General features: G+C 54.0%; 23 protein-coding genes. 8 read left to right on the top strand and 15 right to left on the bottom strand.

Features of this window, described 5'->3' with window-relative positions; translation table 11 throughout:
- Positions 1-8 precede the first annotated feature (8 nt).
- Positions 9-422 carry a tellurite resistance TerB family protein gene (locus tag ACMZ66_RS07830; protein WP_416936078.1) on the bottom strand — a complete coding sequence of 138 codons (414 nt, stop codon included), beginning with the start codon at positions 420-422 and terminating at the stop codon, positions 9-11.
- 392 nt (positions 423-814) lie between these two features.
- Between ACMZ66_RS07830 and ACMZ66_RS07825 the strand changes: the two genes are divergently transcribed.
- Positions 815-3,949 carry an EAL and GGDEF domain-containing protein gene (locus ACMZ66_RS07825; RefSeq protein WP_416936076.1) on the top strand — a complete coding sequence of 1,045 codons (3,135 nt, stop codon included), beginning with the start codon at positions 815-817 and terminating at the stop codon, positions 3,947-3,949.
- Between the two features lie 89 nt (positions 3,950-4,038).
- Here ACMZ66_RS07825 and ACMZ66_RS07820 read toward each other — a convergent pair whose 3' ends face one another.
- The 3 genes from ACMZ66_RS07820 to ACMZ66_RS07810 form a co-directional block, all read right to left on the bottom strand.
- On the bottom strand, positions 4,039-4,683 hold the full coding sequence (locus ACMZ66_RS07820) for a Crp/Fnr family transcriptional regulator (protein WP_416936074.1): 645 nt from the start codon (positions 4,681-4,683) through the stop codon (positions 4,039-4,041).
- A 207-nt stretch (positions 4,684-4,890) separates the two neighbouring features.
- The gene (locus ACMZ66_RS07815; RefSeq protein WP_416936072.1) at positions 4,891-5,343 is read right to left on the bottom strand and encodes a DUF2946 family protein; all 453 of its coding nucleotides are present in this window, start codon (positions 5,341-5,343) and stop codon (positions 4,891-4,893) included.
- 158 nt (positions 5,344-5,501) lie between these two features.
- Entirely contained in the window at positions 5,502-6,392 is an 891-nt protein-coding gene (locus ACMZ66_RS07810) for a DMT family transporter (RefSeq protein ID WP_416936070.1), read from the bottom strand.
- A 102-nt stretch (positions 6,393-6,494) separates the two neighbouring features.
- Here ACMZ66_RS07810 and ACMZ66_RS07805 point away from each other — a divergent pair, with 102 nt between their 5' ends.
- The 3 genes from ACMZ66_RS07805 to ACMZ66_RS07795 all read left to right on the top strand — a co-directional run bounded on the left by ACMZ66_RS07805 (position 6,495) and on the right by ACMZ66_RS07795 (position 10,103).
- Positions 6,495-7,394 (top strand): LysR substrate-binding domain-containing protein, encoded by a 900-nt coding sequence (locus tag ACMZ66_RS07805; protein ID WP_416936068.1) that lies wholly within the window; start codon positions 6,495-6,497, stop codon positions 7,392-7,394.
- Between the two features lie 97 nt (positions 7,395-7,491).
- Positions 7,492-8,061 carry an HdeD family acid-resistance protein gene (locus ACMZ66_RS07800; RefSeq protein WP_416936066.1) on the top strand — a complete coding sequence of 190 codons (570 nt, stop codon included), beginning with the start codon at positions 7,492-7,494 and terminating at the stop codon, positions 8,059-8,061.
- An 80-nt stretch (positions 8,062-8,141) separates the two neighbouring features.
- On the top strand, positions 8,142-10,103 hold the full coding sequence (locus ACMZ66_RS07795) for a heavy metal translocating P-type ATPase (RefSeq protein ID WP_416936064.1): 1,962 nt from the start codon (positions 8,142-8,144) through the stop codon (positions 10,101-10,103).
- Here the strand turns inward: ACMZ66_RS07795 and ACMZ66_RS07790 are convergent.
- From ACMZ66_RS07790 to ACMZ66_RS07780, 3 genes are all read right to left on the bottom strand, one after another.
- Positions 10,095-11,786: a hypothetical protein gene (locus ACMZ66_RS07790; RefSeq protein ID WP_416936062.1), complete on the bottom strand. Its 1,692-nt coding sequence runs from the start codon at positions 11,784-11,786 to the stop codon at positions 10,095-10,097. The genes ACMZ66_RS07795 and ACMZ66_RS07790 overlap by 9 nt on opposite strands.
- Complete coding sequence (locus ACMZ66_RS07785) at positions 11,779-13,746, bottom strand: SIR2 family protein (protein WP_416936060.1); 1,968 nt, start codon at positions 13,744-13,746, stop codon at positions 11,779-11,781. Before ACMZ66_RS07785 ends, ACMZ66_RS07790 begins: the two co-directional genes overlap by 8 nt.
- Before the next feature lie 103 nt (positions 13,747-13,849).
- On the bottom strand, positions 13,850-16,621 hold the full coding sequence (locus ACMZ66_RS07780) for an ATP-dependent DNA helicase (RefSeq protein ID WP_416936058.1): 2,772 nt from the start codon (positions 16,619-16,621) through the stop codon (positions 13,850-13,852).
- A gap of 102 nt (positions 16,622-16,723) precedes the next feature.
- Here ACMZ66_RS07780 and ACMZ66_RS07775 point away from each other — a divergent pair, with 102 nt between their 5' ends.
- Complete coding sequence (locus ACMZ66_RS07775; protein WP_416936056.1) at positions 16,724-17,569, top strand: AraC family transcriptional regulator; 846 nt, start codon at positions 16,724-16,726, stop codon at positions 17,567-17,569.
- An 85-nt stretch (positions 17,570-17,654) separates the two neighbouring features.
- On the opposite strand, the gene ACMZ66_RS07770 is transcribed toward ACMZ66_RS07775, so the two are convergent.
- The 4 genes from ACMZ66_RS07770 to ACMZ66_RS07755 all read right to left on the bottom strand — a co-directional run bounded on the left by ACMZ66_RS07770 (position 17,655) and on the right by ACMZ66_RS07755 (position 19,834).
- A complete protein-coding gene (locus ACMZ66_RS07770) occupies positions 17,655-18,254 on the bottom strand; it encodes a LysE family translocator (RefSeq protein WP_416936054.1) in 600 nt (199 codons plus the stop codon).
- Between the two features lie 241 nt (positions 18,255-18,495).
- Positions 18,496-18,864 (bottom strand): hypothetical protein, encoded by a 369-nt coding sequence (locus tag ACMZ66_RS07765; RefSeq protein WP_416936052.1) that lies wholly within the window; start codon positions 18,862-18,864, stop codon positions 18,496-18,498.
- Between the two features lie 187 nt (positions 18,865-19,051).
- Positions 19,052-19,489 carry a YqaA family protein gene (locus ACMZ66_RS07760; RefSeq protein WP_416936050.1) on the bottom strand — a complete coding sequence of 146 codons (438 nt, stop codon included), beginning with the start codon at positions 19,487-19,489 and terminating at the stop codon, positions 19,052-19,054.
- 48 nt (positions 19,490-19,537) lie between these two features.
- Positions 19,538-19,834 carry a putative quinol monooxygenase gene (locus tag ACMZ66_RS07755; RefSeq protein ID WP_416936048.1) on the bottom strand — a complete coding sequence of 99 codons (297 nt, stop codon included), beginning with the start codon at positions 19,832-19,834 and terminating at the stop codon, positions 19,538-19,540.
- Positions 19,835-20,005: 171 nt separating this feature from the next.
- On the opposite strand from ACMZ66_RS07755, the gene ACMZ66_RS07750 reads away from it, so the two are divergent.
- Both ACMZ66_RS07750 and ACMZ66_RS07745 read left to right on the top strand, forming a co-directional pair.
- The gene (locus tag ACMZ66_RS07750) at positions 20,006-21,616 is read left to right on the top strand and encodes a phospholipase D-like domain-containing protein (RefSeq protein ID WP_416936046.1); all 1,611 of its coding nucleotides are present in this window, start codon (positions 20,006-20,008) and stop codon (positions 21,614-21,616) included.
- A 43-nt stretch (positions 21,617-21,659) separates the two neighbouring features.
- Positions 21,660-22,082: a hypothetical protein gene (locus ACMZ66_RS07745; RefSeq protein WP_416936044.1), complete on the top strand. Its 423-nt coding sequence runs from the start codon at positions 21,660-21,662 to the stop codon at positions 22,080-22,082.
- 100 nt (positions 22,083-22,182) lie between these two features.
- Here ACMZ66_RS07745 and ACMZ66_RS07740 read toward each other — a convergent pair whose 3' ends face one another.
- Both ACMZ66_RS07740 and ACMZ66_RS07735 read right to left on the bottom strand, forming a co-directional pair.
- The gene (locus ACMZ66_RS07740; protein WP_416936042.1) at positions 22,183-22,608 is read right to left on the bottom strand and encodes an organic hydroperoxide resistance protein; all 426 of its coding nucleotides are present in this window, start codon (positions 22,606-22,608) and stop codon (positions 22,183-22,185) included.
- Positions 22,609-22,990: 382 nt separating this feature from the next.
- Complete coding sequence (locus ACMZ66_RS07735) at positions 22,991-24,022, bottom strand: alpha/beta hydrolase (protein ID WP_416936040.1); 1,032 nt, start codon at positions 24,020-24,022, stop codon at positions 22,991-22,993.
- A 289-nt stretch (positions 24,023-24,311) separates the two neighbouring features.
- On the opposite strand from ACMZ66_RS07735, the gene ACMZ66_RS07730 reads away from it, so the two are divergent.
- Positions 24,312-24,773 carry a MarR family winged helix-turn-helix transcriptional regulator gene (locus ACMZ66_RS07730; protein ID WP_416936038.1) on the top strand — a complete coding sequence of 154 codons (462 nt, stop codon included), beginning with the start codon at positions 24,312-24,314 and terminating at the stop codon, positions 24,771-24,773.
- A 12-nt stretch (positions 24,774-24,785) separates the two neighbouring features.
- Here ACMZ66_RS07730 and ACMZ66_RS07725 read toward each other — a convergent pair whose 3' ends face one another.
- Together ACMZ66_RS07725 and ACMZ66_RS07720 are read right to left on the bottom strand one after the other, a co-directional pair.
- A complete protein-coding gene (locus ACMZ66_RS07725; protein WP_416936037.1) occupies positions 24,786-25,217 on the bottom strand; it encodes a DUF1801 domain-containing protein in 432 nt (143 codons plus the stop codon).
- The gene (locus ACMZ66_RS07720) at positions 25,217-25,621 is read right to left on the bottom strand and encodes an MAPEG family protein (protein ID WP_416936035.1); all 405 of its coding nucleotides are present in this window, start codon (positions 25,619-25,621) and stop codon (positions 25,217-25,219) included. The genes ACMZ66_RS07725 and ACMZ66_RS07720 overlap by 1 nt, the downstream gene beginning before the upstream one ends.
- Between the last annotated feature and the right edge of the window lie 13 nt (positions 25,622-25,634).

The raw sequence follows: 25,634 nt of genomic DNA, 5'->3' as shown, positions 1-25,634 counted from the left end.
ATTGCGTCTTAAAAATCGCCGGGCCGGACATAACGCGCCGCCATGGCGCGTTCAATCGCAGAGCCGACCAACCGGTCGATATCGAGACGGTGGCGCAGCAATTCAAGAATGCGGAGTTCTTCCTGGCTGATTTCACTGTCAGACAGGACGATTTCACAGGCAAATACATAAGCGGTTTCGCGCAATTTGCGCGGCAGCGCGTCACGGATCATGTCCAGTGCGCGGTCCATGCCATCGTCTTCGCCCAAAAGGCTTGCGCAATCGCGCGCGACACTTGTCACGCCGTCATTGTCGAACCCGGCAAAGATCGGCAAATACCGTACCCGGCGTCCCATTGCGGAAAGCTCGGCGTCGGTAATGTCATTATCCGCGGCCGAAACCATAACCATTGTGTAGATCAAGGCGTCCTGATGCGAAATCACGTTGGTTACTCCTTTCCAGAATGGTTGCCTGAAATGCTGCTGATCCGGACATTTGACGTTTCTGATCATGCAGTGTGACAACCACCGAGTGATGCGATGGTAAGACGATAACCATCGCCGGGCAACAGTTAAGCGATTAAATTTTCGGGATTTTAATGAATACGTAGTGAAATCACGGTCATTGTGTTTGCGCCGGTCGCCCAAGGCGTTAACAGGGGAGTTAACCTTGGGAGTTAACCGCGCTTAAAAATGCGCGTGCGATCAGCAAAAAATATAAAAAGACAGCGTTACAAATGAATAGCCAAAAATAATAGGCTCCATGCTGTCACGGGGAGAAAATTTGCCTTTGCACTGCATGGGGTAACAGCTATGGTCGCGCAGCGATAACGAAAATGACGATCAAAGCGGATATGGGAGACATCAACGCAATCAATTCCGTCAGCACACTGGCGGCGTTGATCAGCCACCTGCGTATGCCCTCAGGAGTTTATGATCCTGTCGGGGGGCGTTTGCTTGTCAATTCTCCATGGAGCCCCTGCTTTGATCCGCCCCTTGATGAAAATCAGTGGCATGACATCGCGGGCCTGGGGTGCCTTGCCCATCTTCTTCCGGAACTGACCGACGACATTCTGAAAACGGGTGGATATCAAAACCGTTCGGCCGAACATCGCGGCAAGATGCTGGTTTTGTTTGGTTGGAGGCTGACACTTGGCGAGGCCGATTATATCCGCATTCTGGTGATGGAAGACGATGTTTCATCTGGCATCGGCAGCCTGATTTCCCCGCAGCCGGTTTTGATATTTGATCGTCAGGGCGCGCTTTGCTGTGCCAACTCGGCCGCCGAACAGGCCGCCCTTGAAGTTGGATTTACAACACCCTTTGATCTTGCCCATCCCGGTGATCAGCGCGCACTAGTCGATCAGGATGGTCCGCAATTTGATGGCGATGGTCCGCGCACGGTCCATTACGGCCAGCGTTTCTTCCAATGGCAATGCATGCCGCTGATGGGCATGGATTATGTGGTTCTGTTCGGACAGGAACGGACCCGCGAGGAAAGCTATAAGCGCGCTCTTGAACATGCGGTGCATGGCATTATCGAGCTTAATGCCGAAGGCACGATCACGCATGTAAACGAAGAAGCCGCCACCCTGTTTAACTATGACAGCGTGCGCGAAGTTATTCAGGCCTATCTGCGCCGCCCCGAAACGTTTTATGCCAATGATGCCGACCGGTTGCAGTTGCGCCGCGATCTGGCATCGGGCAAGGGCGTGCATGCACGTGATATTGAGATGCGCCGTGCAGATGGCAGTCAAATCTGGGTGCGCTTTAACGCGACCGAAATTCGCGGCGAAGGTGGCGGGTTGCTGGGCTATAGCGTGACCATCACAGATATCACCAAAAACCGTCAGGCCGAATATGACCTGCGTCGGCGTCAGGAACGTTATCGCGCGCTGGTGCAGACCGCTGGCAGTGTGATCATGTTCCTTGATTCCGAGGGTCGCATTCTTGAATATAACCGCGAATGCGAATGGACCTTTGGCTATTCCTGGATGGAGGCTGCGGGTCAGAACTTCTTTGATTTCCTTCTGGTCGAAGAAGACCGCGCACGGGTTCGTATGGCTGTGCGCCGCCTGCTTTCCGGTGAAATCATCAAGGATGAGGTTTTCTCGTTCAAGCGTCGCGACGGTGAAGTACGATTGTTGCAGTGGAATGCACGCGCGCACTTTGGCGAAGATGGCGATGTTGCCGGTGTGATTTGCATCGGGCAGGACGTGACCGAAAAGCTTGCGGTCGAGCGGGCGCTTCGCCACGCCGAAGAAAAATTCCGCGGAATTTTCGAAAACTCGGCCGAGGGGCTTTATCAAAGCACCCCGCTGGGTCCGGTATTGTCCGCCAACCCGGCCTTCGTATCCATTCTTGGCTATGATTCCGTTGATGAGCTTCTGGCACAGCGCGACAATCTGCAAAGCCATTACCTTAATCCGGTAAGCCGCCTGCGCCTGACCGGGCGCTTGTTGCGCGATGGCATGATCCAGGGCTTTGAGACCGAACTTCGCCGGGGCGATGGCAAGATCATCTGGGTCGAGGAAAATGCCCGTCTGGTTCGTGATGATCAGGGCCGCCCGACCGTGATCGAGGGATCGATTACCGATATTACCGACCGTAAACGCAGCGAAGCGCGCATTCAGTTCCTTGCCCATCATGACGGGCTGACGGGACTTCCGAACCGCACACTTTTCCAGGAACGACTGGCGCATGCGGTTGAACGCAGCAAACGCGAACGGCGCAATTTCGTGCTGATGATGTTCGATCTTGATAACTTCAAGGACATCAACGACACACTTGGTCATCCTATCGGCGACCTACTCTTACAGGGAGTGGGCGAGCGCATGCGTGTCTGCCTGCGCAACGAGGACGTGGTTGCGCGTCTTGGCGGGGACGAGTTTGCCGTTCTGATCCACGAGCCGGGCTCGATCGAAGAAGTTACCTTTGTCGCCCAGCGTTTGATCGAACGGGTATCCGAACGCTTCATGCTTGATGGCAACGAAGTGCAGGCATCCACATCGGTGGGCATTTGCATGTATCCGCAAGATGGCCGCGATGAAAAAGACCTGCTGCGTAATGCCGACCTGGCGCTGTACTGCTCCAAGGCCGAAGGCCGCAACCGGTATCATTACTTTGAACCGAAATTGCAGGTCGAGGTCCAGGAACGCAAGGCGATGGAACGCGATCTGAGCCATGCGATTGAAAATGACGAGCTGGAGCTTTTCTATCAGCCGATCATTGATATTGGCGGGCATAGTATTGTCGGTATGGAAGCACTTGTCCGCTGGTTCAGCCCATCCCGCGGCCCGGTTAGCCCGGTTGAGTTCATCCCGGTGGCGGAACGTATGGGCATCATTGCCGATATTGGCCGTTGGGTTTTGAACCGCGCCTGCGAACAGACCAAAGCATGGCGCGATGCGGGCTATGGTGAGCTGACCATTTCAGTCAATCTGTCACCGCTTGAACTGGCCCGTCATGAGGACCTGATTGAAAGCGTTGGCGACGTTCTGTCCCGATCCGGCCTTGATCCGCGCCAATTGCAGTTTGAAGTGACCGAAGGTGCTGTTATGGATAACCCGCGCGAAGCGGCCATCACCCTTGGCATCCTTCGAAATCAGGGCATTCGCATTGCGATTGATGATTTCGGCACCGGGTATTCATCGTTGGCGTATCTAAAGCGGTTCCCGGTGGACAAGATCAAGATCGACCGGTCGTTCATCATTGATATCGACAGTTCTGACGGGAATGCAGCCATTGTTCGTGCCGTGGTGTTCCTGGCACGATCGTTTGGCATGGCGGTCAATGTCGAAGGCATTGAAACCGAAACCCAGCTTGAACATATCGCATCCGAAGGCGTTGACGAAGTGCAGGGCTTCTATTTCAGCAAGCCGATTGCCGCGGCCGATATGGAAAACCTGCTTAAGGCCAATAAAATCAGCCCGGCGCAATTCCCGCTCGATCAGGTTTCTTCCAGGCACTAATCACGGCTGTTTTGGTCCGCATTGATGACAAAGAATAAAGGCGCACCGGGTGATCCGATGCGCCTTTGATGTTCTGGGCAAAGACTGTCTCAGGCTGCCGTTTGATGTTGGGGCTCGCCCGCGGCCTTGCAAAGCTTGTCACGGTTGATCTTCATCACCGATGGCATGACAGGATTCTTTGAGAGTGCCCCTTCACGTTTCAGATTGGCGATCATGCGACTGGCCGTTTCGGTCGTGGTCGCGATGATATTGCCAAGCTTTTCACGGTTGGGCAGGGCGACGCTATCCTTGTTTGACGCCCAAAGCAGGAACCGGCAAATGCGGCGCATGGCCGATCCTGTGCCAAAGCTTATCTTAAGCTGCTGACCATCCATGACCTCGCTTGCCAGAAGCGACATGATCGCTGCTTGCGTGCGTGGGTCATTTTGTTGTGCCAGACGCACCCGTTTGATCGGGATGCGTTTGATCACCGATGGGGCAATCGTTTCGATCACAAGGGTCGGATCGGTGACGGCCAGCATCTCAAGCCCGATCAGATCACCGGGACGATAGACGCGACAGACCTGTCGTTCGCCGTCCTCGGTATATTTGCACCGAAGCGCAAGACCAGTTGCCAGCAAATAGACATAGGCCTGATCTTCGGCGTGATGGCCGATGCTGGCATCGGATGGCAGGTTAAGAGCGGCAGGTTCGGCGAGTTTTTCCAAAATGAGTAAGGCGTCATCTTTGTTCATGGGAATTCCCCCATTGGCAAATTTACAGATACGCGGCATTTGCGGGGTCGCGTACCGACACCAGTCTATGGGCCCGGATAGTGTCCGGGGATGTGCCTGGATGGGCGGGCACACGCACGTTTCCAGTCGCAAGACAAACTCAAGCACAATAGGCAACAGATACACGTGTGGCGTTAAAGCCCCATCGTGCTTGATTGGAAACGAAGATCAGATGGAAAAGGGCGGCGCACGCGGGGACGCTGCAATCGGGCAGAAGTCGTGCAGGCGTGCGGTGATGTGAAGGGCTGTGACCGTGTTTGAAAGCTTGATGCGGTGAATAACCGGCAATTCCGGTTCTACGGGCATGCCGACCGCATGATTGCCAAGGCCACAGCTGGCACATTGGAAGCCGTCAAAGGCATCCGAGCTGTGCGGGGATGGCGCACCATTTTCGGCAAGTTCGGCCGGGACCGAAATCGTTTTGATACCGTTGGCGGTGCAAATGATCAGGGGAACGTAATTCTGGGAGCCATCGGCGCTGATTGCGCCGGTGGGCTCGGCCGCCATGGCGACCGGCGCATGCATGAACCCAAACAGCAACGCGTTGACCAACAACAGCCACGCCACACAAAGTGACAGCGTGCGTCTGGCAGCCAAGCAGTTGAGGGGCGTGAAATACACGGGCTTCGTTCCACCTTCAAAGACAAGAACATATTCCGTTCTTTGGATTTTGAATAAACCCTTGAAACCCGTGTGTCAAAGCCTCGTATTGTGAACCAGTTATCAGTATTTCTTTATAATCATTCTGATATGCCGGGCTGGGCCCGGCATACACTGGTTTAGGCGGCTGCCTTACGGGCCGACCTAGCCATCGAAAGACGTAACATCACGACCCCGGTAATCGCCACCATGCCGCCAAGAATGGTCAGAATATCGGGCGTAATGCCGCTAAGACTCCATGCAAGGGCGATGGCAATCGGCGGGACGAGATAGAGGAAGTTCGCGGCCAATGCCGGGCCGAAATGACCAATGGCGTAGCTCCAGGTCGCATAGCCAAGCGATGCAGATATCAAGCCCAAAAACATAACGGCTGAGATCACCGACACTGGCGCGACACTGATTTGTGCCATGCCATCGGGCAACCAGGGCGTCAGCCACAGGGCACCCGTAATCAGCGTCCAGCAGGTGCAAGTGCCCGGGCCATAGCGGGCAATGACACCACGCACCAATATGAAATAGGTGGCAGACAGGATGGATGCCAAAAGGATCAATGAGCTGCCATTGCCAAATGTCATCGGGCCGGGCTGGCCAAAGGCAATCAGGATCACGCCGGAAAAACTGACAATCGTGGCAATCCACGCGCCAAGTCCGAACCGGTCGCGCAGGAAAAAGGTTGCCATCAGCGCCGTCCAGATCGGCAAGGTATTGATGATAAAGCTTGCTGCACCGGGCGATACGGTTTGCTGCCCGGTATTAAGCAGCCAGTTATAAATGCTGATCCCCAATGCCCCGCCAAGGCCAAGGCGGGCAAGATCAACAAGCTTTGGCATTTCAGGGCGTGTGATGGCCAACCAGATCACAGCCGGGCAGGCCGCCAGCGCAAATCGAACAGCAGCCAGCGGGATGGGTTCAAGTTCGGCCAGGGCAACGCCGATCAGCGGAAAGGATGCGGCCCAAGCCAGAACCGTAATCAGGGCAGATGCAAGGCCAAGTGTGGCGCGTGAAAACATGACCAGAACCTTTGTTTTATCCGTCAGAATTTGTGTCTGACCATGCTGATAGCGCGATCAAAGATGTTGACATAGAACATAGCTTGGGGATCAGATGTGCATATGGCGCACAGCAATGACGTATCCCTTCCTCCCCTTACCCTGTTGCCCGCGGTGATGGCTGCGGCGCGCAATGGCTCCTTTTCGGCGGCGGCCAATGAAATGGGTGTGACCCATAGTGTGATTAGCCGCCATGTCGCACAGGTCGAACAGTGGTTGGGCTATGATCTGTTTGAACGTTATGGCCGGGGTGTGCGTCCGACACCCGATGGACAGAGGTTTTTGCGCGATGCCCAAGGTGCGATTGACCTTTTGTCACAAGGCGCACAGCCCTGGCGGAAGCGCCGTGGGCCGGATGTGATCCGCATCAGTCTTTTGCCATCCTATGCCCGGATCTGGTTTTTGAAACTGGTGCCTGATATCGAGCGTGATCTGAATGTCCGGCTTGAGTTGGAGCTTTCTGAACGGTTGGCCGATTTTGAAGGCGGGCAAACCGATATCGCCCTTCGTTGCGGCAAGGGGCAGTGGCAGGGTACCAAATCCACACTGTTGTTTTCCGATGATCTGGTGCCCCTGATTTCCCCAAAACTTCTGGCCGGGCAGGATGCCAAAAAACTTGATGCCGAGGCGATATCAAACCTGCCGCTTTTAAATGATAGTGACGCGACCGGCTGGCGGCATTGGCTGGGCGAGCATGGTGTGAAATATCGGCAAAAGCCATCTGATCGCCGGTTTGAGGATTACAGTGTCGGGCTATGTGCGGCGGATGCCGGGCTTGGCGTGATATTGGCGCGCCTGCCATTTTCACGGCGTGCGATTGAAAACCATGATCTGATCATGCTGCCCTTTGCGCCGGTTCGAAGCCCGCTTGCGACCTTTTTGGTACAACCATCCTATGAACAACGCCCGGCGGTGCGCGCCGTGGCCGACCGCTTGATTGCCGCGGCAAGGGCCTGTGAATAGGGAACTTCTTCTATTCGCTGCGCGTTAGATGGGCTAAGCTTTACGGCAATTTCCAGTTGAAGCTGTTGGGCCAAGGCACAGGCAGGAGCATGAAATCATGACATTGGTGGTGAATGACGGAACGCCGGAAATGCGCGGCCTTTTGGATAAGGGGCGCAAGCGGCTTCGCAATGTCGGTGTGATCATGCTCGTCCTTGGCGTGCTTGCCGTGGCCTTTCCCTTTGCCACGACGATTGCCTTTAAAACCGTGATTGGCTGGCTGTTTATCATTGGCGCACTGGGTCATTTTTACGGTGCATGGAATGCCGATACGCCAACACGGCGCGGGGTTGATATCATCCAGGGCGTTATCTTTGGCGTGATTGGTGTGTGGTTGGCGTTTCTGCCCCTTGGCGGGATTGTCACGCTGACCGTTTTGCTTGCCGTTGCCTTTATCCTGCATGGCCTGTTTGAGCTTGTCATGGGGCTTTGGCTTAAACAATTTCCGGGCTGGAAATGGCTTATGATTTCAGGTGCGATTGCCATTCTGGCCGGTGTTCTGATCTTTGCCGAACTGCCAAGTTCTGCGACCTGGGCGATTGGGCTATTGCTTGGGATTAACCTTCTGTCATCGGGCTTTAGCTATCTGATGGTGTCGATGGCGATGGGCAAGGTGGCGCGGGTTTAATCCCGCCAACATATTGATCTGTCTTCTAGTGTGACCCTGAATTTTCCGGCATGATAATGTGATCATGTACGGAGCATCCCATGGCAGATCGTCCCTTTGATCAGCTTCTTGAACGGTTTGACGCGCTGCTTGGCGCGCCAGTCCTTAACCGTTTCATCCTGATTACGACCCTGCTTGCGATCCTTGGTCATTTTGCGCTTTGGGGATTGGGGCGAGAGACAGCAATGGCGGGCGATTGGCGCACTGCCGACGTGCCGCTTTTTGCCCTGTTTGTCATTGGTGGTGTGCCGATCCTGACACAGCTTTTGATCAAGCTTTTGCGCCGTGAAATGGGGGCGGATTTCCTTGCTGCCATTGCCTTTGTCACCGGGGTGTTGCTTGGCGAATATCTGGCGGCCAGCCTGATCATATTGATGCTGACCGGTGGGCAGGTGCTTGAAGGCTTTGCCATGCGCAAGGCATCCTCGGCCCTTAATGCTTTGGCGCGGCGTATGCCTGCTGTTGCCCATCGCAAAGACCCTGATGGCGCGATCACGGACATTGCCCTTGATGATGTCGCGATCAACAATCTGATCGCGGTCTTTCCGCATGAAACTGCCCCGGTCGATGGCATTGTCGTTGATGGCCATGGCAGCATGGATGAAAGCTATCTGACCGGGGAGCCCTATGTGGTGGCCAAGGCGCCGGGGACGGCAGTGCTTTCGGGTGCGATCAATGGCGAGGCGGTTTTGATCATCCGGGCGGAAAAGCGCGCGCGTGATTCCCGCTATGCCCAGATCATGAATGTGATGGCCGAGGCCGAACAAAAACGCCCGCGCATCCGCCGCCTTGGCGATCAGATCGGTGCGTGGTTTGCCCCCGCCGCATTGCTGTTTGCGATATGCGTTGGATATCTTAGTGACAATTCATCGCGCTTTCTGGCCGTCCTTGTGGTGGCGACCCCATGCCCGCTTTTAATCGCCATTCCGATCACGGTGATGAGTGCGATTTCGATTGCTGCAAGGCGCGGCATCGTCATTCGTGATCCCACGGTTCTGGAACGTTTGCCGACCTGCCAAACGGCAATTTTTGATAAGACCGGGACGTTGACCTATGGCCGCCCGGAACTAGTCGATATCTTGTCCGGTCCGGAGTTTAATGGCGATCTTGTCTTGCGCCTTGCTGCCAGTCTGGAACGCTATTCCAAGCATCCTTTGGCGTCGGCGGTTTTGGCTGCGGCACAGGACCGCAAACTACCGCTTGATGAGGTTAATCACGCCTCGGAAAAACCGGGGCAGGGGTTAAGTGGCAAGGTGGATGGGCATGAAGTCGCGGTGACCCATCGCGCCAAGCTAATGAAATCCGATCCCGATATCGTGGCACTCCTGCCGGAAACCACAGCGGGGTTGGAATGCGTCGTGCTGGTCGACGGTAAATACGGCGCGACTTTCCGTTTTCGCGATACACCAAGGGCAGAGGGCGAAAGCTTCGTCGGTCATCTGGGCGCGATCCATCATTTCAAAAAGGTCATGTTGCTTTCGGGCGACCGCGAAAGCGAGGTCAGCTATCTTTCCGACCTGCTCGGCATCAAGGAAAGCCTTGCCTCGCAAAGCCCGGAACAAAAAGTCGCCATCGTGCGCAATGAGGCCGCCAAGGCCCCGACATTATTCATGGGCGATGGCATCAACGACGCCCCGGCACTCGCCGTCGCCACCGTCGGCATCGCCTTTGGCAAGGAAAGTGCGGTGACGGCTGATGCGGCGGGGGCCGTGATCCCCGAAGCATCGCTGGTGACAGTCGACGAACTCCTTCACATCAGCATGGCCATGCGCCGCATCCTTCTGCAAAGCGTGATCGGCGGGATGGTCCTATCAATCCTTGCCATGGGCTTTGCCGCAGCGGGCTATATTACCCCGGTTGCTGGGGCGCTTTTGCAAGAAGGCATCGATATCATCGCGATCCTCAATGCGCTGAGACTGGCGATCCGTCGTGATGTTGATGTGGATTTGATGATCGAAGCGTTTGAGAACGAGAAGGCTAGTTATTCGAAGGCCTCATCGTAAGTTTTCCTCTATCTCACTCATAACTGCTGCGTAAGAATTCCCGAGTACAGCATTCGGGTCAGGGGCAATTCTCGCTACCAAACTTCTTGCCGCAATCGGAAAATCCCTATGTAAGCCACTGTCCATTAGGCGGTGCAGCGGTACGCCCGCGCTATTCACGGGGACTAATATGTCTTTAATAGTTTCAATGACCTCTGGGAACGCTCTGCCTGACTCAATTGCCATCCAGGCTAGGTTGTCACTAACATCGGAGCTCTGTGCCGCCACCTTTTTGGGCCACGCTTTTGAGAACCATGGACCGACAATTTCTGTCCACTGCGTATCAGATTTGTTACCTGCATTTGCTTGCATTCTTGAAAGAGCACGTGCGGCATCTGAAAGTTGTTCAGCCGAGAATGTATCAAGTACAGCTCTAGCTTCATCGGTCGTAAGCGATTTTCTAGGGGGAATTGCTACAATAATGAACAAGTCGACAGCACGCTGCCTGTCACTCTCGACTAAATGTTGCGGCTCTTTGAGTACCTTTATTAAGGAGGGTTTTATTTCTTTTAGAAGGTCTTCGGATATGTTCGCGCTCCATAAATAACCCGTCCATACTGTTTCATCGAAGTCTGCAGAAGCAGGGTTCATTCGATGGATCAGACATTCTCTAGTCCATTTTGGAGTTAATCGGAAAAGGTATAGAAGTTGGTTGCTCAATGATAATCGGGCCAGTCGGGCCCCATAAGAGTTGTCCAATGCAACTAAGTCCAGAAGCTCTTGGTAGCTCGGGAGTATATCGTAGGTGCCATTAGCTCTCACACTCGGATGATCCGAAGCGAGGGATGAAATCAAGACATCTGCTAGGATACCGGAGCCATGATTTAGCGGTGTATTAATAGTTGGTATTTCTTGTTCATGCTGAGACTTCGAGCCGTTCCAAATATGTTTCCATACCCTGAGCAATGTAGCTTCGCTTAACTCGGAGCTAGTGGCTTTCAGCCATCTGGCTGCGGAAACATGTATGTGACCGATTACATCTAATGGAAGGTTGAGGACTGCGGTCCCTAAGCGTTCACTATTTTTCTTGCTGAACTCTTTGTTTTCTGTGAAGCGCCACAATGCTACGTCCCAAATTGTTTTGGGGAATGCGCTAAACTCTGAAAGATCAACCAGCCGCTCGAGTGCATTTTCAGGATTATGATCACAGTATTTGTCCCAACCAGCCAAGTCCCACCTACGTGCTTCTTCATCTGAAGCCCATTTCTGAAGGTCCAGCAATGACAACTGGTCAAAATCAATGTCTATTTTTTCGCGCTCTCTCCAGCCAGAGCTGACATAAAATGGAAACTCCTCGGAATGACTATTATCAAGTTTCCACTCCGGGTAACGCGCGATTATTTCCATAAGGCATGATTTTGCATCTTCTGGAAGTTCGGCACCAGATTGGTTCAATTTTGAGAGAAGCAACCAAGTTTCCCGATCTTTCCTCCTATGCCAGTCTGCGTCGCTGATGTCTTCGCGAAACATTGAGCGAGGCGGTCCGTTAACAATCGCACTCGTAATTTTATTGAGTAGCTCATCATTCAAAGATTTCCCCTGAATGCGCAGAAATCGGCATGTCTCACGTTGGGTTTGAGTGTTCCAGAGTGTGGGAGGAGATCCGCTTAGGAGCAATTCAATGGCTATAGAAGGATCAAGCATCGTGCCCTCCAGTAGCGGCATGAAGTACTAGTCGTTTAAAAACGGGATACCGCCAAGACGCCCAGAGCTTTGCTAGAGATTCCGCTCTTTCCGGATCACTCTCTTCCAGAGAGAACCATGCGTCTCGTGTAAGTTCGATGAGTACTGTCCATGTGTTTGAATGTTCTGTCTGTTCATGTTGGCTGATCGATCGGTAATCGATAAACGTGTCATCTGAGTGTTCTTTAGCTAAGCCGAATGCCTGTCTCAGATGCATAGCGCGCAGTAACTTCGCAGAAAGCTCTTCAGCAATTTGCCCTAGCCCTCCTTCGGTGTTCGAGAGCGTCTTGATCCAGTCAATTAAGTCAGTTTTATGCGAGAAGCCAATCAGCTTAGTGGATATTCGGCAGTACTTCTGAGGGCTCCCATCTTCGCGATGAGATCCATCATCCCAACTGGTTAACGGTTCAAAAAACAAAATGGGATCAAGTAAATCGAGAAAGCTCTGTTGAAGTTGGGCTGTGTTTTTCGTAGATGGAATCCGATAGACAAAATCACTTCTCAATTTTGAGGCTAGCGCGTGCGCGTATGTGCCATTGGCGAGTTGAGACCAAATCTGCACTAGGCCGGCGGGAAGGCTTTTTCCCGGTTCGACATTGCGGTTACCCAGAACATCATTAATTTGCCAGCGCAAATATTGGTAGATTACGCCACCATTTTCTAGCGCCCATCTCAATGTCTCAGGCTTATCAATATTTTTGGCAATCCAAGCAGCGAGTGCTGATGTGACTTGACTGATCTGCAAGTGATCAGAAATTGATCGTCCTGCCAGTTTGACTTGTGAGCAGCCCTGTTCTAGCGGTAGTGACAGAAGCCCTTCTTCTTCAAAGAACTGGAGCCATGTCAAGTTCAGCGCTGGTTGGTCGATGTCCGCGCTATCGTTAGTCAGGTTTCGGATGACTTCACCTGTGTCGTCATTCAAAGCCCACATGAAGAACTGTACTTCTTCGGGGGGGATGGTTTTCGGATCTTTCGTCCAATAGTGTGCTGCAACGCTTTGCCGCTTATCTCTGCCGCCGCGATGAAAATCGGCCCAGTACTTCAGTCCCTCCCAAAGTTCGTGGTGTCCTCTAGAACAATCATAAGGTATTGCTGTGATCCCCTTTCTCTTCCACCGGGCTATGGCGTCATCGCTATTTTGGGGGGTATCCGAGGCTGTGTCAGAATAAGGCGTAAATGCATACGCTGAGTTAAAGTTACCCTCAGCTTCAGCCGCCAAAGCCCTTACGAGGTAATTCATTGTCTGGTCTTCTAGGCTATAACCGACAAACATAACGGTAAAGTTACGGAATAGCTCCGTTACAAACTTGCTAGCCCAACGTTCTACGAGATATGCACTGCCGAAATCTGCAGTAGTCAGTACCAGAGTTTGGTTGTTACCACTATCGGCTGGGCTGTTTATCCTCCCATGCGCATAAAGCAAACTGTGCCATGTGTCAGGCTTAGGTGGGGGGAGGCTGGGGGCAATATCAATGTGCTTTTTAAGCTTCGGCTTGATGCCTTTTGTTAACTTCTTGAGTGCTTTTTCAAGAAGTTCATCTTGGTTTGTTGTCACAAGCCGCCCATGCTTCTTATCTAGGTCTGACAAGCGACACAGCGTTGTATGGCTATCGAGGTTTTTAGCGCGTTTAGATAGTTGTTTTACAACTTCTTGCCGCATTAAGGGGCCGCAACCAAATAACTCATCACGTTCTGCAATGTAGAGAGCTTCGTCGAGTTTGTCGGCCTTAAGCGCAAGTCGAGCGGGATTTTCAGGAGCGTGGTCCTCTATGGGGATAAGCTCTTCCAAGACCTTTGATGTGAGTTCCCAGAAGGTCGGAAATCCAGCCTGTTTTGATATGCCAGCGCCGCAGAAGAGTACTACTTTACCTTCCTCTAGCCTTTGGCGAAGTTCTAATGGAATATTGTGAAATACTGACATAATACGCTTTATGTGTGAGGTGAGGTCATCTCGCACTCGTCAAAATAGCGTGTATCACACTTCAATGGTATTCCTGATTTCAAAATCGGGAACTAGGTTTGCTTTACGCTTTATTGGGGTGCAGGAACCCGCGCGTCTGCTCAATCGCTTCACGGAGGCCAACGCGCTGGACTTCGACGTCTTCGGGGAAGGCACCGAGAAGGCGTGATGGCATGCGGTTATCAAGCAAGACAAACACACCGCGATCTTCTGCGCGACGGACAAGGCGGCCGAAGGCCTGTTTCATCCGCAAACGTGTCAGCATGTCGTCATAGCGTGCGCCGTGGAACGCTGATTTGCGTGCACGGTGCAGGATGTCGGGGCGGGGCCAAGGCACGCGATCAAAGACGATCAGGCGCAGGCTGTCGCCCGGCACATCAACCCCGTCACGCACGGCATCGGTGCCAAGCAAACAGGCGTCGCGTTCAACCCGGAAAATATCAATCAGCGTTGAGACATCCATGCCATCGATATGCTGGGCGAGAAGCTGCAGGCCGGCATCATCCATCGGACCCGTCAGGCGTTCATAGATCGCGCGCAGGCGCGTGATGGCGGTAAACAGGCCAAGCGCGCCGCCGCCTGATGCCAAAAACAGTTCGCGATAGGCCGCGGCAATATGGTCCGGGTTATCGCGGCCCAGATCATTGACGATGAAAACGCGGGTTTGTTCGCGGTAGTTATAGGGGCTTTTCATTGCCGCCCGGATGGCGGGAAGCGGCATGTGCGATGCCCCCGTGCGATCTTCGGCCACGGCCCAGTCGAAATCTTCATCCCCCGTGCCATCACGAAGGGTGGCCGATGTCACCACCATGCCATGTGCGGTCGGCGCAAGCGATGTGGTCAGCGGGATGGTCGGATCAAGGTAATGGCGGTGCATGCCAACATCAAAATCCCGTCCAAACTGGCGTTCAATTGCAAACCAGTCGACAAAGGTTTTTGGGGTTTCTTCGACCAGCGATGCCAGCATTTCACGCCATGCGCCGACCTGCATGATTGCGCGGCGCTCGAGCGATCGGATTGCGGCATCAAGGCGCTGGCGTTCGGCACTGTCAAGCTCATCGGCCTTTTCATCAAGCATATGGGCGATGATCTTGATCAGTGATTTGGCCGGTTTTTCCATCGCCTCCAACGCGCGATCAAGATCAGCCGCACTGGCAAGGACTTCATTGATGGCCGGTTTGCAATCGGTCTCGATCGAGTAACCACGATCCCCATCAGACGATCGCGCCATCACCTGCGCGCGGACATGGGCAAGGAAGACCTCCGCCGGGCCCTTGGCATGTTGCGATCCATCATGAATGCGCGACAACCAGCCCTGTTCGGGCAGGCATTGGGCGGCGACAATCACCGCATTGACCGCATCGCGCAGCTCGTCCCGATCAAGGATCAGGGTTTCAAGGCGTTGTTTCAGGCCGCGTGCGCGCGATGACCCCTTTTGCTCCGCCCCCAGTAACCATCGCCTAAGTTCCTGGCCTTCCTGCCCGGTCAGGTGTGATGAGAAGGCTTTGTCGGCGGCATCAAACAAATGATGGCCTTCGTCAAAGACGTAGCGGGTCGGCATGGAGCTGTCATCAAGCCCGCCAAGGGCTGCCTGCACCATGACAAGCGCATGGTTGGCAACCACGATCTCGGCCGATCGCGCGCGACGGACGGTTTTTTCGATAAAGCATTTCGAATAATGCGGGCAGGCGGCATAGATGCATTCACCGCGCTGATCGGCCAGCGCCCCGGTAAAGCGATTGCCAAGCAATTCGGTCAGCCATGCGGGGAAATCGCCACCGACCATGTCGCCATCACGCGTATGGCTTGCCCAGCGGGCAATAAGCCCCAACGGGGTGGCTTGATGCGGTTGCTGATTAAGCGGCCTTTGGGCTTCTTCGAAATTCAGCAAGCAGAAATAGTTTTCACGCCCCTTGCGCACGACGGCCTTCAGGCGCTTGTCCTTGGGATCGTCATACAGGCGATCGAGTTCCTGATCGATCTGGCGTTGCAGGTTGCGGGTATAAGTCGAAATCCAGACGGCGCCATCGTTTTTCTGCGCCCAAAGGGATGCCGGGGCGACATAACCCAACGTCTTGCCCGTGCCTGTTCCGGCCTCGGCCAGAACGATATTGGGCGCACCATCATGCAGGCGCGGGCCAAAGGCCGAACAGACCGAGGATGCATAATCGGCCTGTTGCGGGCGTTCTTCCGCCCCATCGCCGAGAAGTTCTTTCAGGCGTTTACGGGCATCTTTGGGATCAACCGGATAATTGGCCGGCGGCGGTGGCGGGGCATGTTCGGCCCATTCGCCAAGTTTCTTCCAGACTTTCAAGCCTTCATAAACTGCATAACGATGCGGGCCATCGCCATCAGCACCCAGAGCCGCCAGAACCGAAACACCCCACGGCCAATGACCGCGCGCCATCGGCCATGCAACCGACAGGGCCGGGCCGCGCTTGTTGCGATGCATGGTCGCGAGTTCTTGCAAAAGGCGTTTCATTGCCTCGGCCAGGGCTTCGGCCTGACCAATCAGATCGTCCGCCGGTTTCTGACCCGTCGCAAGGGCAATGCCACGCGGGGTGGGCACACAAAATTGTGCCGGGCGGACAAAGGCAAACAGTTCCAAAAGGTCATGGGCCGGAAACGGATCGGATTTTAGTCGCCGTGCGCAGGCCGGGGTATGAACCAGAATGGGGCGTGATGATCGCGCGCGCTTGGCAGCAGCCCCGTGCGGCAGTTCCTCGATCTCGCCATCGGGCGAAAGAAACACAGCATGACGCAATCCAACGACCATGACGGGCGCGTTGGGCGGCATGAAACGTGGCTGGGACTCTTCGGAACGATCATCGAACATTTGGGGCACTATAAGCATAGGCCACGACTGGCGCCACCGGGGAAATTGCCCTATCTTTGAAATTATCCAACTTGACGATCGTTACGGAGAACCCCGTCTACCATGGCCACCCCCAACAGCCGCAATCAACATTTCTGGCGCGACCCGGCTTTGCCGTTTGTCGAGTTAAGGCGTGTGGCGGATGGGCACGCAGTTTGTTACGAGCGCCACAGCCACGATACCTTTTCCATCGGTACGGTGAATGGCGGCTTTAGCACCTATTGGAACCGGGGCAAAACCCATGAAACGCAGGCCGGATCGGTTGTCATCCTGAACCCGGAAGATGTCCATGGCTGCAACCCGGTCAAGGGGGCGGACTGGTGCTATGACATGTTGTTTGTCGATCCGGACTGGCTTCTGGATTTGCAGATCGAGATCGATGCGGATGCGGCGGGAAAATTCGCGATGTTTTCCGACACGCTGAGCCACAATCCACGGCTTTATGGCGGGTTGCTTGATCTGGCTGATACCTTGGCGAGCGCGGATATTGATATCCTTGGCAAGGAAACGGCGATGGTGTCGTTCTTTGGCGATCTGCATGTGGAGCTGAGCCAGCGCGGTGTGCTTGATGGTGGCATTGGTGCGATAAATGACCGGAAAATGGCGCGCGTGGGGGAGTATATCCGCACCCACTATGCCGAGAATATCAGTCTGGATGAGCTGGCATCTTTGGTCGGCTATTCCCGCTCCTATCTGGTGCGCGCATTCAAGAAGACCTTTGGTATGACGCCTTATGCCTATCTGATCAATTGCCGGGTGCAACGCGCGCGTCATGCCCTGCGACGCGGGGAAAAAATCGTTGATGTGGCCCTTGAAACCGGCTTCGCCGATCAGGCCCATTTCCAACGCATTTTCAAACGTTTGATGGCCGCAACCCCACGGCAATATGCCCGCGCACAGGCGGCCTGATCCCAAAAAAGAAGGCGGGCCTTTGCCCGCCTTAAGTCACGCACTTTGCAATTGGGGTTTGCAATAATTGGCAAGGTGCGGGGGATTATCCCAAAATCAGATAAAGCGCGCTTGCGGCCAGTAATACCGCCATCACCCGGTTAAACATGCGGATGCGCGATGGTTCGCCCAGAAAGCGCGCCAAAAACGCACCGGTATAGGCCCAGCAGGCGACGGACGCAAAGCAAACGACAAAATAGATCGCGGTGAATTCCCAGATCAGGGTCGGCGCGCCAGACGCGGCATAGGCCCCCATCCCGGCAATCGATGCCAGCCAGGCTTTTGGGTTAAGCCATTGCATGACGGCACCGGTGATTGCCTTTGGCCCGGATGCGGCATCGGATTTTCCAAGTTCACCTGATGACGCCATCAGTTTCCAGGCCATGAACAGCAAAAACGCCACACCAGCCCATTGAATGATGGTGGTGAGTTCGGGGAAGGCTTCTAGCAATTCATGCAGGCCAAGTCCGATCATAAGCAACAACAGGCAAAAGCCAGCCGTTGCGCCAAACACAAGGCGGAGCGAGGGGCGGAAGCCATATTGCACGCCAGAGCTAAGCACCAGAATATTGACCGGCCCCGGCGTGATGGAGGCCGCCAGAGCAAAGGCAGACATTGAAAGATAAAGGCTTAGCGTGGCAGTCATGAATGGCGTTCCTCATGCGGGCATCTGGATTGACGTTATTTGGGGCAATAAATCCGATGCGTTGTTATGCACATGAGTTTGGCGAAGGTCGGCGATGATTTATTGAACAATATTGCTCTGGCCTAACGAGATCGGGCAACCGGGCAAAAAAAGTGCAACCGGCCGAAAGACCGGTTGCACTGCGTTTGGTTCCGATTGTCTGTTTACGGGGCGCGCCGGTGTGTGGCGCGCAAACCCGCGATCAGTTTGACGTCAGGTCCATCAGAAGCGATGCACAACGCTGAGCAATGTCATTGTTGGGTTCTTCGCTGCCCGGCATCGTGGCCCACCCCTTGGCGATGACAAAATCATCACGCTTATAAGAGCTTTCGGCCTTCAACGCGGTCAGTTCAGCCATCTGATTGTTGGGCGACTGCATTTTAAACTGGGCAACGCAAACAGGTGCCATTGCTGCAATGGCAAATTCCTTGCCACTTGCATCGGCCATCTCCTGTGCTGTGCTGCCAGATACGACGGACCCGGTGCTAAAACCGACAACGGTAATCAGGACAGCACCGATAATGCCACCCCAGATTCCAGGCTTCGTCCATGCGGGGATTTCGATAGCCATAAATAAAATTCCTTTGTATCAGGCCGCGAAAAGTATTTTCCGCAGCGCTGTTAAGTCAAAGGGAAACATTTGCGTGATGTAATTACAAATGATTTATTTTTTATATATTTAAATCAATTTTTGGTCGTCAGTAGGTTTGATGGTGTTGTGGCGGTTTTATTAAATACTGAATAAATATTTCGGTGGACTAGCCAAATATTGTTTGTGACAGGAAGTTTGCCCCGCCGGCAATCATCGCATAGCGGGCAAATTTGCCAATCGTGACCAGCACCAGAAACGGGATCAGACGCACGCGCATGACACCGGCAAAAAGCGTCAGCGGATCACCAATAATCGGAAGCCAGGCGAGCAGAAGCGACCAAAGCCCGTATTTGCCAAACCATGTGGATGCGCGATCAAGGGCCTCGGCCGATACCGGGAACCAGCGCCGGTCGCGAAACCGTTCGACATAAAGCCCCAGGACCCAGTTTACGGTCGATCCCAACACATTGCCCGCGGTGGCAACGATGACCAAAAGCCAAAGCGCGTGATCGCCGGTGGCGATTAATGCGGCCAACGCCGCCTCGGACGTGCCGGGCAGGATGGTGGCCGATGTCAGGGCGGAAAGGAAAAGCGCGAAAAGCACAGAAGCTAACATTCCATCAAATGGCGGAAGTAATGCCGTTCAGGGCAATCAGGATTTCAGCGTGAATTTCTGCACCTTAAGCGGTTCGGCCAGAAGGCTGTCTTTGATGTCGGCAAAGGCGCGCAGATAGGGTTGTTCGAAGTGAAGGGCAAGGTCTTCTTCGGAACGCCAATTTTCATAGGCCATCCACACCGCAGGGTCTTCCTGGGACTGGTGCATATCGTAGCTGATGCAGCCTTCTTCGGCGCGCGACGGTTCGACCAGTGCCAGCAAATGTTTGCCAAGTTCTTCTTCCATGCCCGGTTTGGCGCGCGAGAAAACAATAAGGGTAAGCGGACTGGACATTCTGGCTCCTGACAGTCGGATAGCTTTTGATATGTGCGGGGATCATCCACGCCCCGTCGAAGTCGGGCAACTGTTAATTTGCCATGGGGCTGCTCGGCACAAGTATTTCACGCATGGCTTTCCTGAGCGTCATTCAACCAATCAGAACCTATTTCCGATGAGGGTTGAGACATGCAGGTGACGCGGGCCAACAGCAATGCACAGTTTCTGTTAGACGGAGATGCATATTTCGCAAGGCTTCATCAGAGTATTGATGGCGTGATTGCAGCTGGCGCAGGTGTGGGCCGTTTTGTCCGACTGGCCTTTTGGCAAATTTCACCGGATGCATTTCTGCCCGGATATGGCGGCGGGGCTGGTGCACTTCTGATCGATAAACTCGAAGCAATTGCAAGGTTGGGTATCCGGGTCGAGATTATCGCCTGGGCAGGCGCGAAGATTGCCAACAGTTTTGTCGACGAGATGAAATCAGGCTGGAAAACACGTGATTGGGTACGTGCAGTCAATAATCGCAACGCCGCTACACCGGGATATCGTCCCATCGAAATCTATATGGAGACTTACGGCCAGCGTACTTTTGGTATGAGTACCCATCAAAAAATTGTCGTGCTGTCGAATGGGCCTTTAAAGGAGGCCTATGTTGGCGGGATGAATATGGCGCACAAATACCTCTCGGCCAACGTCCATGATCCTGACAATTGGTGGCATGATGCTGCGGTGCGCGTAACGGGCCAGATCGTCGATGACATTGAAGGTGAATGGGTCCGGCGGTGGAACAAGCAGAATGGTCTTGGGGCACCTGCCGCAACGATTGGTGTTGCTGCTCCTGATCCGGCAAACCTAACCATCACAATGATGACGACAAACTCAGAGGCAATCCCCGCTGAGCGGGACATAAGAGCCGGGCTGCTGGCGCGTATCGGGGCGGCGGCCAACTACGTTTATCTTGAAAATTATGCCCTGACCGATCCGTCAATTGTCGGGGCGCTTGCTGCCTTCAAACAAGGTGGGGGTGCGGTAATTCCTGTCGTGAACCATCCGCGCAATACGACAATGAGCGACTTCGAAGCGTTCTCCTACTTGATGTTTTACACCTATGTGGAACTGGCGCTTGCGGATCTGGTTTCGTTCGATGCAGCAGACAGCTGGCGTGGTCGTCTAGGGCCCATAACCAATTATCCGGCAGCCAATGTTGTCGGGCCGGTTGTGAATAAGGCCGGCTACAATCCAGCCGTCATGGCAACCTTGAATCCGGCAACATCCTATAGCGTGCAGTTTGCAACAGGTGCCGGAGCCGCGAGGGATATCGGGCTTCGCTATGTCTGGAACATCACGACAAATGACGACGTGATGTATGCGCCCAAGACGCATCGCTTCAATGAGGCAACCAAGTGGACCTATCCGCATTCAAAGGTCGCAATCATTGATGACCAGTTTGTGATGGTCGGTACCAGTAACTGGACCTATCGATCCATGCAATATGACGGTGAAATCACGCTTGAAATAGATAATGGCGCTTTTGCACAAGGTGTTCGGACACAATTGTTCAATCACTGGCATATGCCCGGTGCTGCGGCAGCAGTTGGTCCAGGCCCGGTTGGTGCCGCATGGCTGCTTGACGCTACTGCAAATGACGGTGCGTGGGCGGCGAATACTTTTGATCTGAGCCAGACACGCCTTGTCTCACTTGGCTTTAACGACTTCATGCATCCGATTTCCAAAGAGGCTTGGAAAAAAAGTTTTTCCTCAGCCAGTTTGGCGTCAATCGGATCATCGTTCTTCTAGGCGCTTCGTAAATACCGACACCTAAATATAACAGGAGAAACTCATGTCCGACGGTCTTTTCGTTCAGCTGTCCAGCCAGGCATGGTCGCAATACAAGACAGTGACATCACGTGATGACAGCTATCTGAAGCTGCTTGATCCCAAATATCAAACTTTCTTGTCCGTAGCGGGAAAAGTGGACGCGGCGATGGGGAAGCTTACTACGCCGCCAAAAAGTGATCAGATCAGTCCGGTTGCTGACGCCGTCACACTGTTGGAATCCGCGCAGAATGGAATTGTTCAGGTGCTTGAAAAGTTCGTCCAGATGGACGCGCAGGCGGTCAGCAGTGCAGGTACCATCAATCAAAAATCAATCTCGGACAAAAACAAGCAGGAACAGGGCTTTGATCAGGACTTTAGGTTAGCGATCGATGGTGTGGTCTATCAGGCTCAAGTGCGGATTTCTGCTGCAAGTGCAGACGTCTGAGCCGCAAAAACCAAAAAGGCCCGGTGCGGGGTAACACCGGGCCTTGGGATTGCCGATCAGCCATATGGGGGGCGCTGATCAGCAGGGGGGAGCTTGTAGGTTATGCGATGACCGAGGTCACTTCGACATTGCCGCGGGTCGCATTGGAATAGGGGCAGATCTTATGGGCTTCTTCGACAAGCTTTTCTGCTTCGGCCTTATCGAGACCCGGAAGCGAGATGTTGAGCGTCACCGCAAGGCCAAAGCCGCCAGCCGCACGCGGGCCGATGCCGACATCAGCAGTCACAGACACATCAGCCGGGACTTTCGGACCGCCCTGGGAAGAAACGAATTTCATCGCGCCAATGAAGCAGGCCGAGTAGCCCATGGCGAACAGCTGTTCAGGGTTGTTGCCCTCACCGCCGGCACCGCCGAGTTCCTTCGGGGTGGTCAGCTTGACATCCAGGCTGCCATCTTCGGTTTTTGCGCGGCCATCACGGCCACCGGTTGCAGAAGCACGAGCGGTGTATTTGACATCAACAGACATGGTTTTCATCCTTTGTTTGAACTGTGGTTCGGTTGGTGATTACCCGGCTGTTAGGATCAGGAACCAATGATATGATTGCAATGGTTGATCAGATTTGTGCGGATACGCGGAGCTAGACAGCAGGAAGATTTCTATCTTTCAATGTCTTGCGACAAAGTAGTCAGTGCAAATCCGATCAATCCTTCGGACAACCGCACGATTTGCGAACTCCGGCGTCAAACCCCTTGGCCGGGTGAGTACCCCGCCCTGCGGTGTTTTCCTAGTATTTCGCAAATCGTGCGGTTGCCATTTCAACCATATCAATGGCTCCTGATCCTTCATATGTCGCCGGGGGCGGGTAGGCGCAAGCGCACCTACCCGAAAGAGAGTGAAGGTTTTGTGATTACTCTGCGTGCAGAGCATTTCGCAGATACGCACCGGCTTGTGCAGTGGCTGCTTTGGCAGCCGGGGTATCAGCAAGAGCATTCAGCATGACGAAGTCATGGATCGTGCCGTTATAGCGGGTCACGGTGACATCAACGCCAGCCTGGGTAAGTTTCCGGGCATAGTCTTCGCCTTCGTCGCGCAGCACATCGTTTTCAGCCGTGATCACAAGGGCCGGAGCCTGACCGGCAAGCTGATCAGCGCTTGCATGGATCGGTGTGATTTTCGGATCAGTGCGATCAACACCTTCTGGCAGATACTGGTTCCAGAACCATTCCATTGCCGGGCGGGTCAACCACGGGCCATTGGCAAATTCGGTGTAAGATCCATTGTCAAAATTCGCATCCGTCACCGGATAGAACAGAACCTGTGCGGTGATGGCCGGTCCTTTGCGTTCCTGGGCCAGAAGCGAAACAACTGCGGTCATGTTGCCCCCGACACTGTCCCCGGCAATCGCCAGACGGGTTGGATCGATATTGAGCTGTTCACCATGTTCAGCGACATATTTGGTGACCGCGTAATCCTGTTCGATCGCATACGGGTAGCGCACTTCGGGCGAGCGTTCATAATCGACAAAGACGAGTGCTGAATTGGCCTGAACAGCCAGTTCGCGCACCAGACGGTCATGGGTGCCGGTATCGCCCATCACCCAGCCTGCACCGTGGAAGTAGACAATTACAGGAAGGCGATCCGTGTTGCCCGCCGGGCGGATGATGCGGACCTTGGTTTCGCCGGTCGGGCCGACGGCAAAGACGGTATCGGTGATATCAACAGCGGGTTTGGCAATTTCGCCAGATTGTGCACCGGCCAGAACGTTGCGGGCCTCAGCCGGGGTCAGGGTGTAGATCGCGGGACCGCCGGATGCCTCAAGAACATTGATGAAGTTCTGGGTTCCAGGTTCAAGGACCGGGTTTGCGATGGCAGCCGTGCTTGCCAATGAGGTGGACAGTGCAAGTGCCGCAGCGGCAACTTTTGATTTGAATGGGCTCATGGGTCTTATCCTTTACTGGTCATCAACTGGGCCGTCCTGTCGGGGCGGCGTTGCGTTTTGTTGAATTATGTATCGCACACAATTAAGTCGTGCACGATATAAAAATGGGAATGGGAGTTATGCAATAAAATCGCTTGTAATTTAATCGCGTGCGATTTAAATTGTCTGGCTTTGATTTTCAGATGCCCGCATCTGATGTCTTCTTTTTGGGATTGATGTTTGGCGCTAACGGGCGGGTTTGCTAGGTTTTGTAGACAAGGCAGCCAAACATACAGACAGGACAAGACCGATGAATGACAGTTCCAAAGATGATTTGTTACAGCTTGAGAAGTTCCTGTGCTTCTCGGTGTATTCGGCTAGCCACGCCTTTAACCGCATCTATAAGCCGCTTTTGGATGTGCTGGGTCTGACCTATCCGCAATATCTGGTGATGGTGGCATTGTGGCAGGAAGACGATCAGTCGGTGCGCAGCATCGGTGAGAAGATGTATCTGGAATCCAGTACTCTGACCCCGCTTCTTAAACGGCTTGAAGCCAATGGTCTTGTGACGCGCAAACGTGATCCGAATGATGAGCGTTCTGTGCGCATCAGCCTGACTGAACAGGGTGAAGAGTTGCGCATCAAGGCACGCGAAGTTCCACCTTGCGTGTTTGAGGCAACCGGACTTGATATCGAAACGGCAAAGCGGTTGAACCGCGATTTACGGGCCATGCGTGATCAGCTTGAAGCCGGTGCGAAGAAGCTTGGCTAAAAATATGTGCGGTTATGCTTGGCGCAGTTTGCGATCCCGGTGATAGCAAAGCGCCCAGCCAAGGGCGGTTTTAACCGCACCTTCAGGCAGGGGGCGATCAAGCGGCAAAACAATTGCCCGGTTGCCTTCGCAGTCTAGATCGGCGGAAAGAAGGCTTCGGGTCCGATCAATCAGATCGGTTTTGCAATCAAAGAAGATCTTCACGCAATCAGGTGATTTGTCCTTCCAGTCTGCACGAATGGTTGTGCCGACCCCTGATTTCGGCCGCCAGGCAGGCTCCCCCCATTTCAGGCTTTCAGAAAGCGTCCCGACATCGGCATTTTCAGATGCCAGTTCAAACACCCACGTGCGGATGATCAAAAGCATCTGGCGCGCGGTCGCGGGATAGCTTGCGAACTTTGCCGCGACATCGTCCGTTTGAAAGGCAGGGGCAGGTGTCGTCATCAGGCTGCGGTCAGGTTTTGAAACGTCTGGACCAGAAGCCAGCCGCCTGCGATCAGCATGGTCAAATGTTGAATGATCATGGCCGGTGCAACGATGCGTTTATTCATGCGCTGGAACGTGCCCAACACATGTAAGACGCGCGCAGTAATCAGCAGACCCGCGACCAGCCAAACCATATCGGATGTGGCCAGCAAGGATTCCATTGCCAGAACGACCAGTGCGCAAAGCGGGGCGTTTTCGATGAAATTGCCGTGGGTGCGGATGCGACGACGCAGGATGCGGTCATCGCCATCGCCAATCGCAAGGTTCAAGTCGCGACGGCGGAAAGACACCGCAAGGCTCAGCCCGCTTAACATGATGGCAAAGACCGCAACGGTGAAAACAGTTACAGGAAGTGGCAGCATGGGCGTGTTCCCT

It is taken from the genome of Thalassospira sp. (assembly GCF_048059015.1).
Classification (GTDB): Bacteria; Pseudomonadota; Alphaproteobacteria; order Rhodospirillales; family Thalassospiraceae; genus Thalassospira.
Note: the sequence above shows the minus strand (reverse complement) of the source record. Positions and strands in the feature narration are given on the sequence as shown.

Excerpts from the sequence above, each read along its gene's own strand:
- ACMZ66_RS07745 (WP_416936044.1), top strand. The coding sequence starts at position 21,660 with ATGTCCGACGGTCTTTTCGTTCAGCTGTCCAGCCAGGCATGGTCGCAA.
- ACMZ66_RS07795 (WP_416936064.1), top strand. The coding sequence starts at position 8,142 with ATGGCAGATCGTCCCTTTGATCAGCTTCTTGAACGGTTTGACGCGCTG.
- ACMZ66_RS07790 (WP_416936062.1), bottom strand. The coding sequence starts at position 11,786 with ATGCTTGATCCTTCTATAGCCATTGAATTGCTCCTAAGCGGATCTCCT.
- ACMZ66_RS07720 (WP_416936035.1), bottom strand. The coding sequence starts at position 25,621 with ATGCTGCCACTTCCTGTAACTGTTTTCACCGTTGCGGTCTTTGCCATC.
- ACMZ66_RS07725 (WP_416936037.1), bottom strand. The coding sequence starts at position 25,217 with ATGACGACACCTGCCCCTGCCTTTCAAACGGACGATGTCGCGGCAAAG.
- ACMZ66_RS07750 (WP_416936046.1), top strand. The coding sequence starts at position 20,006 with ATGCAGGTGACGCGGGCCAACAGCAATGCACAGTTTCTGTTAGACGGA.
- ACMZ66_RS07800 (WP_416936066.1), top strand. The coding sequence starts at position 7,492 with ATGACATTGGTGGTGAATGACGGAACGCCGGAAATGCGCGGCCTTTTG.
- ACMZ66_RS07805 (WP_416936068.1), top strand. The coding sequence starts at position 6,495 with ATGGCGCACAGCAATGACGTATCCCTTCCTCCCCTTACCCTGTTGCCC.
- ACMZ66_RS07770 (WP_416936054.1), bottom strand. The coding sequence starts at position 18,254 with ATGACTGCCACGCTAAGCCTTTATCTTTCAATGTCTGCCTTTGCTCTG.
- ACMZ66_RS07735 (WP_416936040.1), bottom strand. The coding sequence starts at position 24,022 with ATGAGCCCATTCAAATCAAAAGTTGCCGCTGCGGCACTTGCACTGTCC.
- ACMZ66_RS07825 (WP_416936076.1), top strand. The coding sequence starts at position 815 with ATGACGATCAAAGCGGATATGGGAGACATCAACGCAATCAATTCCGTC.
- ACMZ66_RS07810 (WP_416936070.1), bottom strand. The coding sequence starts at position 6,392 with ATGTTTTCACGCGCCACACTTGGCCTTGCATCTGCCCTGATTACGGTT.
- ACMZ66_RS07820 (WP_416936074.1), bottom strand. The coding sequence starts at position 4,683 with ATGAACAAAGATGACGCCTTACTCATTTTGGAAAAACTCGCCGAACCT.
- ACMZ66_RS07785 (WP_416936060.1), bottom strand. The coding sequence starts at position 13,746 with ATGTCAGTATTTCACAATATTCCATTAGAACTTCGCCAAAGGCTAGAG.
- ACMZ66_RS07765 (WP_416936052.1), bottom strand. The coding sequence starts at position 18,864 with ATGGCTATCGAAATCCCCGCATGGACGAAGCCTGGAATCTGGGGTGGC.
- ACMZ66_RS07730 (WP_416936038.1), top strand. The coding sequence starts at position 24,312 with ATGAATGACAGTTCCAAAGATGATTTGTTACAGCTTGAGAAGTTCCTG.
- ACMZ66_RS07775 (WP_416936056.1), top strand. The coding sequence starts at position 16,724 with ATGGCCACCCCCAACAGCCGCAATCAACATTTCTGGCGCGACCCGGCT.
- ACMZ66_RS07780 (WP_416936058.1), bottom strand. The coding sequence starts at position 16,621 with ATGTTCGATGATCGTTCCGAAGAGTCCCAGCCACGTTTCATGCCGCCC.
- ACMZ66_RS07755 (WP_416936048.1), bottom strand. The coding sequence starts at position 19,834 with ATGTCCAGTCCGCTTACCCTTATTGTTTTCTCGCGCGCCAAACCGGGC.
- ACMZ66_RS07740 (WP_416936042.1), bottom strand. The coding sequence starts at position 22,608 with ATGTCTGTTGATGTCAAATACACCGCTCGTGCTTCTGCAACCGGTGGC.